At 74.4% G+C, this 12224-nt stretch carries 10 protein-coding genes; 7 read left to right on the forward strand and 3 right to left on the reverse strand.

The features are described 5' to 3' along the window. Positions 1 to 727: 727 nt before the first annotated feature. Complete coding sequence (locus O4U47_RS30395) at positions 728 to 1966, reverse strand: MFS transporter (RefSeq protein ID WP_270681443.1); 1239 nt, start codon at positions 1964 to 1966, stop codon at positions 728 to 730. Between the two features lie 194 nt (positions 1967 to 2160). Here O4U47_RS30395 and O4U47_RS30400 point away from each other — a divergent pair, with 194 nt between their 5' ends. Beyond that, on the forward strand, positions 2161 to 2730 hold the full coding sequence (locus O4U47_RS30400; RefSeq protein ID WP_270681444.1) for a GNAT family N-acetyltransferase: 570 nt from the start codon (positions 2161 to 2163) through the stop codon (positions 2728 to 2730). A gap of 169 nt (positions 2731 to 2899) precedes the next feature. Then, positions 2900 to 4186: a phosphoribosyltransferase gene (locus tag O4U47_RS30405; RefSeq protein WP_270681445.1), complete on the forward strand. Its 1287-nt coding sequence runs from the start codon at positions 2900 to 2902 to the stop codon at positions 4184 to 4186. Positions 4187 to 4799: 613 nt separating this feature from the next. Here O4U47_RS30405 and O4U47_RS30410 read toward each other — a convergent pair. Both O4U47_RS30410 and O4U47_RS30415 read right to left on the reverse strand, forming a co-directional pair. Continuing rightward, positions 4800 to 5102: a WhiB family transcriptional regulator gene (locus O4U47_RS30410; protein ID WP_270681446.1), complete on the reverse strand. Its 303-nt coding sequence runs from the start codon at positions 5100 to 5102 to the stop codon at positions 4800 to 4802. A 494-nt stretch (positions 5103 to 5596) separates the two neighbouring features. Beyond that, positions 5597 to 6250, reverse strand: a complete 654-nt coding sequence (locus O4U47_RS30415) for an MBL fold metallo-hydrolase (protein WP_270681447.1) — start codon at positions 6248 to 6250, stop codon at positions 5597 to 5599. 213 nt (positions 6251 to 6463) lie between these two features. On the opposite strand from O4U47_RS30415, the gene O4U47_RS30420 reads away from it, so the two are divergent. From O4U47_RS30420 to O4U47_RS30440, 5 genes are all read left to right on the forward strand, one after another. Then, a complete protein-coding gene (locus O4U47_RS30420) occupies positions 6464 to 6871 on the forward strand; it encodes a YccF domain-containing protein (RefSeq protein WP_270681448.1) in 408 nt (135 codons plus the stop codon). A gap of 115 nt (positions 6872 to 6986) precedes the next feature. Further along, positions 6987 to 8330 (forward strand): AI-2E family transporter, encoded by a 1344-nt coding sequence (locus O4U47_RS30425; protein ID WP_270681451.1) that lies wholly within the window; start codon positions 6987 to 6989, stop codon positions 8328 to 8330. Positions 8331 to 8476: 146 nt separating this feature from the next. Further along, positions 8477 to 10075, forward strand: a complete 1599-nt coding sequence (locus tag O4U47_RS30430; RefSeq protein ID WP_270681449.1) for an ABC-F family ATP-binding cassette domain-containing protein — start codon at positions 8477 to 8479, stop codon at positions 10073 to 10075. Positions 10076 to 10365: 290 nt separating this feature from the next. Continuing rightward, complete coding sequence (locus O4U47_RS30435) at positions 10366 to 10572, forward strand: helix-turn-helix domain-containing protein (protein ID WP_026123961.1); 207 nt, start codon at positions 10366 to 10368, stop codon at positions 10570 to 10572. 371 nt (positions 10573 to 10943) lie between these two features. Continuing rightward, entirely contained in the window at positions 10944 to 11759 is an 816-nt protein-coding gene (locus tag O4U47_RS30440; RefSeq protein WP_270681450.1) for an enoyl-CoA hydratase/isomerase family protein, read from the forward strand. The last annotated feature ends 465 nt before the right edge of the window (positions 11760 to 12224 follow it).

Consider the following 12224-nt stretch of genomic DNA (forward strand, 5'->3'; position numbering starts at 1 on the left):
GGAGGGGCCCCGGCGCCCCGGGAACCGGGCGAACCGGACACCTGGCGGGTAGCGGCCGGGCCGGAACCCGCCTTCCGGGCGCCGCGCGCAGCCCCGGGGCCGTCCCGCGCGGCGAAAGGGGCGCTTTCTGTGTGATCGCGTGGCGGATCCGCCACGCGGGATCGCCGAACCCTCCCCGCCGCACCCGGTATGCCTGGAATGCCCGGCCCCAGGGGGCCTGTCGGGTGTTCAACGCGCCCCCGGGGCAACGAGTGTGCACTTTTCTGCACACTCGATGCCCGGTAGCCCGCCTCGTGTCCGGGATGCCCCGGAATGCGGTGCCCGTTCACCCCGCCACGGGCGTGGGCGAGCACCCGCCCACCCCACGGCGCCGCCTTCCTGGAGTGCGAGGGACCCGCCGCCCGCCCGGACCGCGAGGGGCCCGGCGCCCGGCAGGCAGGCCCGGGGAACCGCCCCGCTTGTGCCGTTGCTGCCATTTGCGGCGACCACGCACACGCCCGACAGCCGACAACGCCGCAGGTAGAGCCGCTGCCCTTCGTCGTTGCCGCCTTCTACCTGGCGCCCCGGCGGCCCGCCGCCCGGCCGGGGCCCGTCAGCGGGGTACCTGCCGAGCCGCCCCCACCCGGACCGGGAAGGACCCGCCGCCCAACCGGCGGCGGCACGTGGGGGGCCACCGGGTCGCCGAGGGCCGCCGACGTCGTCGACGGCGAGTCCTCTCCTGTGCAGGTCAAGAGCCCAAGCGTGGGCGTAGGGCCGGGGCGAGCACCGCGCACATCACGCCGGCGCCCGCCACCGCCCAGAGGGCCGCCGTCAGGGACCACGCGTCCGCCAGTGCCCCCACCATCGGCGGAAAGGCCAGGAACCCCAGCCGCCCCAGCCAGCCGACCACGGTCACCCCGTCGCCGCTGCGTACCCCCGGGACCTCGCCCGCGGCCGCCAGGGTCAGCGGGAACATCGTCGCCACCCCCAGCCCCAGCAGTCCGAAACCGGCCACGCCCGCCGCGGGGTACGGCACCAGCAGCGCCACCGCCATACCGGCCGCGGCCACCAGCCCGCCCGCGCGGACGGTGGTCGTCGCTCCGAAGCGGTCCGTCACCCGGTCCCCGGTGAGCCGCCCCACCGTCATCATCCCCTGGCAGGCGACGAACGGCAGTGCCGCCAGGAACGCCCCCGCCCCGCGCTCGCCCGACAGGAACACCGCGCCCCAGGTGGCCGCCGAGTCCTCCACCGCCGAGGCCCCCATCAGCAGCGCGCTCAGCGCCAGCAGCGGGAGCGCGGCCCCGCGGAGCGCCCCCGCAGCCGCGCGGAGCCGCTCCCGTGCACCGCCTTCGCCCGCCGGCTCCGCCTCGCCCTCGCCGCGCTCGGTCCCCTCCGGCCCCGGCAGCAGGCCCCGCGCCGCCACCAGGGACGCCCCGGCCAGCAGCACCGCCACCACCGTCAGGTGCGTCCCCATCCCCAGGCCCGCCCCCGCCATGGACGCGCCGGTCAGGCCGCCGGCCACGGCCGCCAGGCTCCACGCCGCGTGGAAGGCGTTGATGATGCTGCGCCCGTACCGGCGCTGCACCCGCAGCCCGTGCGTGTTCATCGCCGCGTCCATCCAGGCGTCGAGCGACCCCAGCCCGAACAGCACCAGCGCGAACGCCCACCACCCGGGCGCGGCGGCGGCCAGGGGCAGCAGCGGCGCCGTCAGCACCCCGGCGGCCGCGGCCACCCTCCCGCTGCCGAAGCGGGCGATGAGCGGCCCCGCGAGCATGCCGGTGGCGAGCGCCCCCGTCGGCATCGCCGCGATCGCCGCCCCCAGGGCCGCATTGCTCAGCTCCAGGTCCTGCTTGACGACGGGGAGCCAGGGCACCACGTTGGTGTAGGCGTACCCGTTCACGGCGAACAGGGCGAACACGGCGGCGCGCGCACGCACGGCCGCGCGGCCCGGGGGCGCCTCCTCGTCCACCCGGCGCTGCGACTCCATCGGGCCTCCGTATCGATAGCGTGCCGTCATGCGGGTGCTACGCACCGTTGACCTCAGGGGTTGCGCCGAGGCGGTCGGGCGTCTTACATATGATCTTCTGGCCGAAATCGCCGACTCATCGACGCTACCGCCCGATCAGCCGGACCCCCGCTCCCGGCACGTGACGATCCCCTCGACGACCGGAGTCCCGACCGATGATCGACTTGAGTGCGCTGCGTGAGAAACCGACCCTGGCCGGGGAGCGGGTGCGCCTGGTGCCGCTGTCGGAGGAGCACGTCGACGACCTCTACGCCTCCGCCCAGGACGACGAGATCCGCAGGCTCACCGGCACGCACCGCAGAATCGGCTACGCGGAGGCGGCCGAGTGGTGCGCGACCCGGTCCGACCGGCCGGACCGGCTCGACCTGGCGATCATCGCGCACCCGGAGGGGCGCTACGTCGGCGAGCTCGCCCTCAAGGACCTCGACCCCGACAACGAGACCGCCTCCTACCGCATCTCCCTGTCCGCGATCGAGTTCACCGGGCAGGGGCTGGGCCGCGAGGCCACCCGGCTGCTCCTGGAGTACGCCTTCGACCGGGTCCGGCTGCACCGGGTGTGGCTGGAGGTCTACGCCTTCAACATGCGGGCGATCGCCGTCTACCGCTCGTGCGGCTTCGCCGTCGAGGGGCGGCTGCGCGACGCCCTGCTGTGGGAGGGCCGCCGCCACGACGCCCTCATCATGGGCGTTCTGGAGAACGACTTCCGGAAGACCTCCGGACTGTGAGGGCATGTCCGGAACCCCTGCCGGGGGGCGGCCGGGCGTGACCGGCCGCCCCTTCTTCAGGGCCGGGCGCACCGGCGCCCGGAACGGCCGAATCGCCCCCTGATGTTGGGCGGCGCCCCCGAACGGGTATCTCCACCGCACTTCGCCACCGCATCCGGGAGAGGCGATCATGAGCCCGGTACCCGTGTCGCTGCCGTTCGCCGACCGCTCCGCAGCGGGCCGCGGCCTCGCCGAGCGGGTCCGCCCGCTCGTCCGGACCGACCCCGTGGTCCTCGCCCTGCCGCCGGGCGGCCTGCCCGTCGGCGCGGAGCTCGCCCGCGCCCTGGACCTGCCGCTCGACGTGCTCGTGGTGCGCCGCCTGAACCTGCAGGGCGACGCGCGCGCCCCGGTCGGCGCGGTCACCGAGGGCGGGGGCGTGTTCTTCGACGACTCCGAACTGGCCCGCCGCCACGTGTCGCGCGACGTGCTCTCGCAGGCGGTCCGCGCTGAGCGCCAGGAGCTGGACCGGCTGCTCAAGGCCTACCGCGGCGGCCGCCCCGGGGCGCCGCTCGCCGGGCGCGACGTGGTGGTCGTCGACGAGGGCGTCACCACCGGCGCCACGGCGCGGGCGGCGGTGCGCGCGGTGCGCCGCCACCACCCCGCCCGGGTGTGCCTCGCGGTCCCGGTCGCCTCGCAGGCGGCCGTCGCGGCGCTGCGCGGCGAGGCCGACGAGATCGTCGTGCTCACCGCGCCGGACAACTTCCAGGCGGTGGGGGAGTGGTACCGGGACTACGAGCCGCCGACGGAGGCCGACATCGCCGCGCTGCTGGAGGACCGCGCGGAGGGGCGGCCCATGGGGCGGCCGGTGCGCGTCACCGCGGGCGGGGTCGGGCTCGACGGGGACTTCACGGTTCCGGGGTCCGTGCGCGGCGCGGCGGTCATGGCCCTGGGGCACGGGCGTGCGCACGCCCAGCAGCGGGCGGCGGCCGACGCGCTGCTCGACGCCGGGTACGCCACGCTCGCCCTGGACCTGTTCACGCCCGAGGAGTGGGAGTCGGCCCAGGGGGCGCCCGACATCGGCGCCGACGACCTGGGCGGACGGCTGGCCCAGGCGGTCGAGTGGCTGCGGTCGGCGGCCGGCGTCCGGGGCGGCGTCGGGGTCTTCGGCGCGGGATCGGCGGCCCCCGCCGCACCGGCGGCCGCGGCGCGCATGCCGGGGGAGGTGGGCGCGCTGGCGGTGCTCGGCGGGCGGATCGACCTGGCCGGGGACGCCCTGCCGCAGGTGCGGGTCCCGGCGCTGGTGATGGTCCCGGGCGGGGAATCGTTCGTGTGGGAGCTGAGCGAGTGGGCCGCGGGCCGGATGGGCGGCCCGGTCGAGCTGCGCGCGGCCCCCGGTGCGGAGCAGCTGTTGGGCGGCACGGCCGAGGGCCGCCTGGCGGGCGAGGCCGCAGCGGAGTGGTTCGACCGCCACCTCTGAGCCGACCGCGGGGGCGCGTCCGCTTCCGGCCGGGACCGGCGACGAAGGTCCGGGACGCGACATGTCCGAATGGCGGGGGCACGCCCGCTCAATGGTGTGCGCGCCTCGTTGAGGGGGTTTATCGGACGGTGCGGCGCGGTGGCCGGGGAATATGTTCCACTCATTCCCATTCGTGCCATTTCGCGAGGAAGGCCGCCGCAGTCGATCGCAAGATCACCATTCGGTGACGCTTGCGCTTCCGTCGCCGCGCTCCATGAACGATCGGAGAGGAAATCGGCGCGCCTCATTGCGCTTCGACCGTGGGCCCTCACACGGACGGCCGCGTCCCGGTGCGGTCCGTCGGCCAGGGCGCCGGAGGCGGACCTGGCCCGCCCCCTGCGAGGTGCGTCGATGCCCAGGGGGCGCCATCGATGCGCCGCCCCGCCGTCCTCCTCGGACCCCGGCCCCTGGGCCCGGACATGGAAAAACCCGAGGCGCCCTCGACGTGTGCCGTCGGGGCGCCTCGGGTTATTCGGGCCGCATCAGCGGGGCCGGGGCCGCCAAAGGTCGTCAGCCGTTCCAGCGCCGCGGGGGACGGTCGCTCAGTCTGGCCGGGCCGTGTGGGGAAGAGCGGTCAGGCGGCGGCGTTGGCGCGGCGCATGCGGCGCCGACGCTCCGAAGCGCGCTCGTCCTCGTTCAGACCGCCCCAGGTTCCGTACTTCTCAGGACGCGAGATCGCGTAGTCGAGACACTCGGTACGGACCGGGCACTGGGCACAGATCTCCTTGGCCTTGCGCTCGCGGATCTCCCGCTCCGGCTGGCGCTCGCCATCCGGGCCGAAGAACAGCACGAGGTCTTCGCCCCGGCACGCGGCGGCATCCTGCCACCCCCAGCTCGGGCGGGGGCGCAGCGCGGCCTGCCGACGTACCTGAGACATGGTTGAACCACCTCTGTTGAATCGCTAGTAAGCTGTTGGACAGCAAGGGTTGCTAGAACACGGTCGTACGGCCGTGAGAGCCCGGCATGCGTAACGGCATGCGTCGCTTCGGTGTTCCCGGAGTGGTGGAGACCACGGAAGGCGCAGAAGACCGTCGAGGCCGGCAAGCGCTCACGTGAACGGCCGGGGAGGTGCTGGAGCCCTCCCTGCGGGCCGGTACGTAATCATGCCATCCCCGTTCCCGCTCGCGCACGGGGGGCGGGGAAATTCCTCGCTCAACCGTTACCGAAACTGCAGGGGCCGCGTCCCGAGGCCGGGCCTCTGTCCGAGTCGGTGACGGATTGCGAGATCCGGCCCGATGAGCCGGATGTGGAACATCGTATGGGGGATTTCGGTCCGTGCCTAGGGGTGATCCCTGATGTTCGGATCACATTCCGGTCTAGACCAGGGCGGCGCAGTGCGGCCCGGGACCGGGGTGGGAGGAGGCGGGCGGACTAGTCCAGATCGCGCCCCTGGCCCGGCTCCAGGCGGGCGTAGTCGACGTCGGGGGCCAGGGTCGTGACGAGCGTCCCGACGATGCCGGCGCCGGTGCCGTTCAGCAGCCCGTCGTGCACGGCCAGGGCGGAGCGCGGGGCGACCGCGCGCAGGTAGTCGACCACCTCGGCGGTCTTCGACCAGGGGGCGTGCACGGGGACCAGCAGCGTGGAGACCGGGTCCTCGGGCACGGTGAAGGAGTCGCCCGGGTGGAACACGGCGCCCGACGGTGTCTCCACCCGGAACCCGATATTGGTGATGACCGGAATGTCGGGATGGATGACCGCGTGCCGCTCGCCGTACACATCGACGTCGAACCCGGCGATCCGGGCGGTGTCGCCGTGGGCGTGCACCACCACGCGCGCCCCGAGGTCGGCCAGCGGCCCCAGCTTCTCGGCGATGCCCGCGTGGGTGTGGACCTCCAGGTCCGGGTTGGCCTTCAGGGCCGCGTGCAGCCGGTCGGCGTCGAAGTGGTCGGCGTGCTCATGGGTGATGGCCACCGCGTCGGCGCCCACCGCCGCGTCCGGCTCGCTCAGGCCGCCCGGGTCGATGACCAGCGTCCCGCCGCCGTGGGTCAGGCGGACGCAGGCGTGCCCCCGCTTCTCGATCCGCATCGGTGCCCCCCTTCGGCCGGGTCCGGGGCCTTCGTCCACAGACGATACCCCTCCCGGCCCCTAAGGGCAGCACGCCGCGAATCAGGGAAGGGACAGGGGCGCGTCCTGGAACGTCACCGCTGACGGGGGCGTCATACGGGGCGACGGCACACGGGAGCCGCCGTGCGGACGGGGTCCGGCGGCGGCCGGGAGACGACGAGAAGGGGAGCGGCTGTGGCGCTGCTCAGGTTCATCCTCAACATCATCTGGCTGGTCGTGGCGGGCCTGTGGCTCGCCCTCGGCTACGCGCTCGCCGGTCTGATCTGCTGCGTGCTGATCGTGACCATCCCCTTCGGCGTCGCGTCCTTCCGCATGGCCAACTACGCCCTGTGGCCCTTCGGCCGCACCGTCACCAAGCGGCACGGTGCGGGCGGAGGCAGCACCCTGGGCAACGTCATCTGGCTGATCGTCGCCGGGTGGTGGCTGGTGCTCGGCCACATCGGCACCGCCATCGGCCTCGCCGTGACCATCATCGGGATCCCCATGGCCTGGGCGTCCCTGAAGATGATCCCGGTCGCCCTGGCGCCGTTCGGCAATGAGATCGTGGCCAGCGACGAGGCGCGCGAGCCGTGGAAGTTCTGAGCCGCCGGGCGCGGGTGCGCGCCTCCGGGGCGCGCGCCGCGCACCGCCGCCGGGGCGGCACAATGGGCCGATACCGAACACCGTGACGAAGACGGCGGAAGGGGACGACGTGTGGATGAAGCGGCCCGGGCAGTGGTCCTTCAGTAGATTCCGGCGCGCCGCGCGCCGGGGCGGGACCGCGGCCGAGGAGCCGCAGACGCCCGAGCCGGAGGCCCCCGCGGCCGAGCCCGCCGAGGACGACCTGTTCCGCAACCTCAGCGACGCCGCTTGGCGCATCCTGCTCATCGGCGTGGTGGTGGCCCTGCTGCTGTGGGCGGTGGGCTACCTGAGCGTCATCACCGTCCCCATCATCCTGGCGGTCTTCCTCACCGCGCTGCTGATGCCGCCCACCAACTGGATGCGGCGCAAGGGCGTGGGGCGCGGGCTGTCGACCGCCATCACCTGCGTGGGGTCGCTGATCGTGCTCGGCGGCGTGGTGACGCTGATCGTGCAGCCGGCGATCTCCGGATTCGGCGGCCTGGTGGACAGCCTCGGCCAGGCGCTCGACAGCGTGCGCGACATCGCCACCGGGATGGGCCTGCACCCCGCACTGGTCTCCCAGATCATGGACTCGGCCGACCAGGAGATCTCCAACCTGCTCGCCGAGAACCGCGACCAGCTCATGACCGGGGTGTGGACCGCCGGCACCGCCGTGCTGGAGCTCCTCCTCGGCCTGGTGCTCATCCTGGTGCTCACCGTCTACTTCGTGCACTCCGGCGACCGGCTCGTCGAGTGGCTGCAGAGCCTGCTGCCGGCCGCCTCCCGCCGCCCGGTCAGCGCCACCGTGGACGTCGCCTACGGGGTCATGGGCCGCTACGTGCGCGGCGTGGCCACGGTCGGGCTGTTCGACGCCGTCGGCATCGGCGTCCCGCTGTTCTTCCTCATCGACCCCGCCCTGGTCATCCCCCTGGTGGTACTGACCTTCATCGGCGCCTTCCTGCCGATCGTCGGCGCGTTCATCAGCGGCCTGCTGGCCACGGCGGTCGCCTTCGTCACCGAGGGGCCGCTCATCGCGCTCGTCGTGCTGGCGGTCGTCCTCATCGTCCAGCAGCTGGAGAGCCACGTCTTCGCCCCGAAGGTCTACGGCAAGGCGCTGGACCTGCCCGCCGCGGTCGTGCTGGTCGCCATCAGCATCGGCAGCATCATCGGCGGGGTGCTCGGCATGTTCCTGGCCACACCGGTGGCGGCGGTGCTCGCCGCCCTGCTGCGCGACCGCCCCTTCAGTGAGCACAGGCCCGGCGCGGCCGCGGAGGCGGACGCCGCCGAGGACGCCGACCCCTCCGGCGGCGCCGCCCGCGCGCCCGCGCGGGCCGCGGCCGGCGGGGAAGGTTCGGCGGCCCCGGCGCGTTACGCGGGCGGGAGCGCGGAGAACGGGTCGTCCCCCGCGCGGGCCGCCGAGAAGTCGGAGGTGGACCGGTAAGGGGTCCGCTACGCTGTCCGGGTGCCTTTCCTCATTCCCGGTTGACGCGCGAGCGGCCGCCCTCCCCGTCCCCCGCGGGTCGAGGGCGCCCACCTCTGCCGCGACGTCCCACGCACGCACCTGATTCGCGATAAGGACACCCGCCCATGCTCACCGCCTCCGGCCTGGAACTGCGCGTCGGACCCCGCCTCCTGCTCGAGCCCACCACCCTCCGGGTCGCCGCCGGCGACCGGATCGGGCTGGTCGGGCGCAACGGCGCAGGCAAGACCACCCTGACCAAGGTGCTGGCGGGCGAGGGCGTCCCGGCGGCCGGCTCGGTGTCGGTCTCGGGCACCCTCGGCTACCTGCCGCAGGACCCCCGCTCCACCGACATGGAGGAGATCGCGCGCGACCGCATCCTGTCCGCGCGCGGGATCGCCGACGCCCTGCGGCGGCTGCGCCGCGCCGAGGAGCGGATGGCCGACGACGACCCCAAGGTCGCCGAGAAGGCGGTGCGCGCCTACGCCCGCGCCGACGAGGAGCTGCACGTCATGGGCGGGTACGCGGCCGAGTCGGAGGCCGCGGCCATCGCCTCCAGCCTGGGCCTGGAGCAGCGCGTGCTCGCCCAGCCGCTGGGCACCCTGTCCGGCGGCCAGCGGCGCCGCATCGAGCTGGCGCGGATCCTGTTCAGCGGCGCCGACACGCTGCTGCTGGACGAGCCCACCAACCACCTCGACGGCGACTCCATCCTGTGGCTGCGCGACTTCCTCAAGTCCCACCAGGGCGGGGTGATCGTCATCAGCCACGACGAGGACCTGGTCGAGGACGTGGTGAACAAGGTGTTCTACCTGGACGCCAACCGCTGCACCATCGACGTGTACAACATGGGCTGGAAGGCCTACCAGGAGCAGCGCGAGGCCGACGAGCGGCGGCGCCGCCGCGAGCAGGCCAACGCCGAGAAGCAGGCCGGGGCGCTGATGAAGCAGGCCGAGCGGTTCCGCGCCAAGGCCACCAAGGCGCGGGCCGCCCAGCAGATGGCCAACCGGGCCGAGCGCATCCTCGACGGGGTGCAGGGGCAGCGCGCCTCCGACCGGGTCGCCAAGCTGCGCTTCCCCGACCCCGCCCCCAGCGGGCGCACGCCGCTGAGCGCCAAGGGGCTGTCCAAGTCCTACGGGTCGCTGGAGGTGTTCACCGGGGTCGACCTGGCCATCGACCGGGGCAGCCGCGTCGTGGTGCTGGGGCTCAACGGCGCGGGCAAGACGACGCTGCTGCGGATGCTCGCCGGGGTGGAGGAGCCCGACACCGGGGAGGTGGTGCCCGGGCACGGGCTCAAGCTCGGCTACTACGCCCAGGAGCACGAGACCCTGGACACCTCCGCCACGGTCCTGGAGAACATGATGTCCGCCGCCCCGGAGCTGCCGGAGGTGGAGGCGCGCCGGGTGCTGGGGTCGTTCCTGTTCACCGGGGACGACGTGGACAAGCCGGCGGGGGTGCTCTCCGGCGGGGAGAAGACCCGGCTGGCCCTGGCCGCGCTCGTCGTCTCCAGCGCGAACGTGCTGCTGCTGGACGAGCCGACCAACAACCTCGACCCGGCCAGCCGCGAGGAGATCCTCGGTGCCCTGCGCGGCTACAAGGGCGCGATCGTCCTGGTCACCCACGACGAGGGGGCGGTGGAGGCGCTGGCGCCCGAGCGGGTGATCCTGCTGCCGGACGGCGCCGAGGACATGTGGAACTCCGAGTTCGAGGACCTGATCACGCTGGCCTGATCCGGCCTCCGGCCCCGGTCGGCCCCGGTCTTTGGGGACCGGGTTTCGGACGGCCTGGGCCCACCGGCGCGGCGCCGTTGACGAGGGGCGGGATACGGGTCAGTTTTTGTGCAGACCACAACGGGGCGCACGGCCCCGGCCCGTTCCGGCCCCGTGCCGGGGGGTGGCCTCTGGCGGGTGCATGGCTGATCATGGGCACCGGCGTCGCGTCGGGCACCGGGAGGCGTCGGCACGGCGCCCCCGGCGGCGGGGCGGCCCCGCCACTGGCCGCGAGAGTACGGGAGGTAGACGTGGCCGACACCCTGAGAAAGGGAACGCGTGTGACGGGAACCGAGCGATCCGAGCTTGCCACCGAACTCAAGAAGCGTTACGACGCGGGGGAGAGCATCCGCTCGCTCGCGGCGGCGACCGGGAGGTCCTACGGCTTCGTCCACCGCCTGCTGACCGAGGCCGGCGTCACGCTGCGCGGCCGGGGCGGTGCGACCCGCCGCACCTGACCCCGCGCACGGCCGGGGGAGCGGGCCCCGGCCACGAGCGCGCGCGAGCGGCGCGCGAGTCCCGTCTCCGCGGCGGCGGAACCGCACTGCCGGACCGCCCGGGGCCTACCGCGCACCGGGGATCCGCATCGACCGGCGGCTGAGGAGCGGTGTTCCAGCCGACCGAGGAGACGCCGCGAGGCCCGTCGTCGGCGGCGACGCGGACCTTCCGTCGGGCGGACCGTGAAGGCGTCGGCTTCCCGCACCGGCGGCAGCGGAGCCGCGGCTCCCATAGGCCCCGGCCACAGGCGTGCGCGGGGGCGCGGATACGGTGGTCCACCGACCGGCAGCGGACCCGCGAACGGCGGGTGCGCCGAGCAGCGGAGGTGGGCATGGAGGATGCGGTTCTCCCCGACGGGGACGAGCTGAGCGCGGCCGGGCTGCGCCTGGAGGTGGACGGCGAGGTCGCGCGGATCGCGCTGGCGCGGCCTGAGCGTCGCAACGCGATGACCGGGCGTACGTGGCGGGCACTGGCCCATGTCGGCCAGGCACTCCCGGAGTCCGTCCGAATTGTCGTGCTCTCCGGGGACGGCCCGTCCTTCTCCGCCGGGATCGACCTGGCGATGTTCTCGCCGGAAGGCGTGCCCGGCGAGCGCACCCTGATGGCCGACGTGGGGGAGGCCCCCGAACAGCGCGCGGCGCTGGACGCGGGCATCGCGGCCTACCAGGAGGGCTTCACCTGGCTGCGCCGCCCGGACATCGTCTCGGTGGCGGCGGTGCAGGGGCACGCCATCGGCGCGGGCTTCCAGCTCGCCCTCTCCTGCGACCTGCGGGTGCTGGCCGACGACGCGAAACTGTGCATGAAGGAGCCGGCCCTGGGCCTGGTGCCGGACCTGTCCGGGACCAAGCCGCTGGTGGACATCGTGGGTCTGCCGCGGGCCATGGAGCTGTGCCTGACCGCGCGGACGGTGCAGGCCGACGAGGCCGAGCGCCTGCGCCTGGCCGAGCTCGTGGTTCCGGGCGACGAGCTGGCCACGACCGTGGACGACCTGGTCGCCGCCCTTGCGGCGGTCCCGCGCGACGCGGCGTCGGCGACGAAGGAGCTGTTGCAGGGGGCCCCGGGGCGGACCCTGGACGAACAGTGCGCCGCCGAGCGCACGGCCCAGGCCGACCGGCTGATCAGCATGGCGGCCCAGATGGGCGGGTGACCCGCCGGTGTCGGCGGTGGCGGTGGCGCCGATGGTGGGCCCCTCGTGATCCGGCTGGGCAGGCGGCTCGGCCGGTTCCCCGCTTGCGGGCCCCGGCCGGGCGGCGGGCCATCGCGGTACGGGGGAGGAACGGCAACGACGGGACGAGCAGGTACCCCGCTCCGGACCCCGGCCGGGTGACGGGTCGGCGGGGTGCCAGGTAGAGGGCGGCGACGAAGGTCGGCGGACCTACCTGCAACGTTGTCGGGTGCGCGGCGTGTGCGTGGTCGCCGTGTTGGGCGGCGACGGAGTAAGCGGCGCGGTTCCCCGGGCCTGCTTGCCGGGCGCCGGGCTCCTCGCGGTGCGGGTAGGGCGGCGGCTCGGCTGGTACCCCACTCACGGACCCCAGCCGGGCGGCGGGTCGCCGGGGTGCCCTCCTCGCGATGATCTCGACGAAAGTGCTGTCATTCCGGCGGTTTTGGCAGC

Source organism: Nocardiopsis suaedae (assembly GCF_027706745.1).
In the GTDB taxonomy this organism is placed as follows: Bacteria; Actinomycetota; Actinomycetes; order Streptosporangiales; family Streptosporangiaceae; genus Nocardiopsis_A; species Nocardiopsis_A suaedae.

Coding starts and splice junctions, on each gene's coding strand:
- O4U47_RS30395 (WP_270681443.1), bottom strand. CDS start 1,966: ATGGAGTCGCAGCGCCGGGTGGACGAGGAGGCGCCCCCGGGCCGCGCG.
- O4U47_RS30400 (WP_270681444.1), top strand. CDS start 2,161: ATGATCGACTTGAGTGCGCTGCGTGAGAAACCGACCCTGGCCGGGGAG.
- O4U47_RS30405 (WP_270681445.1), top strand. CDS start 2,900: ATGAGCCCGGTACCCGTGTCGCTGCCGTTCGCCGACCGCTCCGCAGCG.
- O4U47_RS30410 (WP_270681446.1), bottom strand. CDS start 5,102: ATGTCTCAGGTACGTCGGCAGGCCGCGCTGCGCCCCCGCCCGAGCTGG.
- O4U47_RS30415 (WP_270681447.1), bottom strand. CDS start 6,250: ATGCGGATCGAGAAGCGGGGGCACGCCTGCGTCCGCCTGACCCACGGC.
- O4U47_RS30425 (WP_270681451.1), top strand. CDS start 6,987: ATGAAGCGGCCCGGGCAGTGGTCCTTCAGTAGATTCCGGCGCGCCGCG.
- O4U47_RS30430 (WP_270681449.1), top strand. CDS start 8,477: ATGCTCACCGCCTCCGGCCTGGAACTGCGCGTCGGACCCCGCCTCCTG.
- O4U47_RS30440 (WP_270681450.1), top strand. CDS start 10,944: ATGGAGGATGCGGTTCTCCCCGACGGGGACGAGCTGAGCGCGGCCGGG.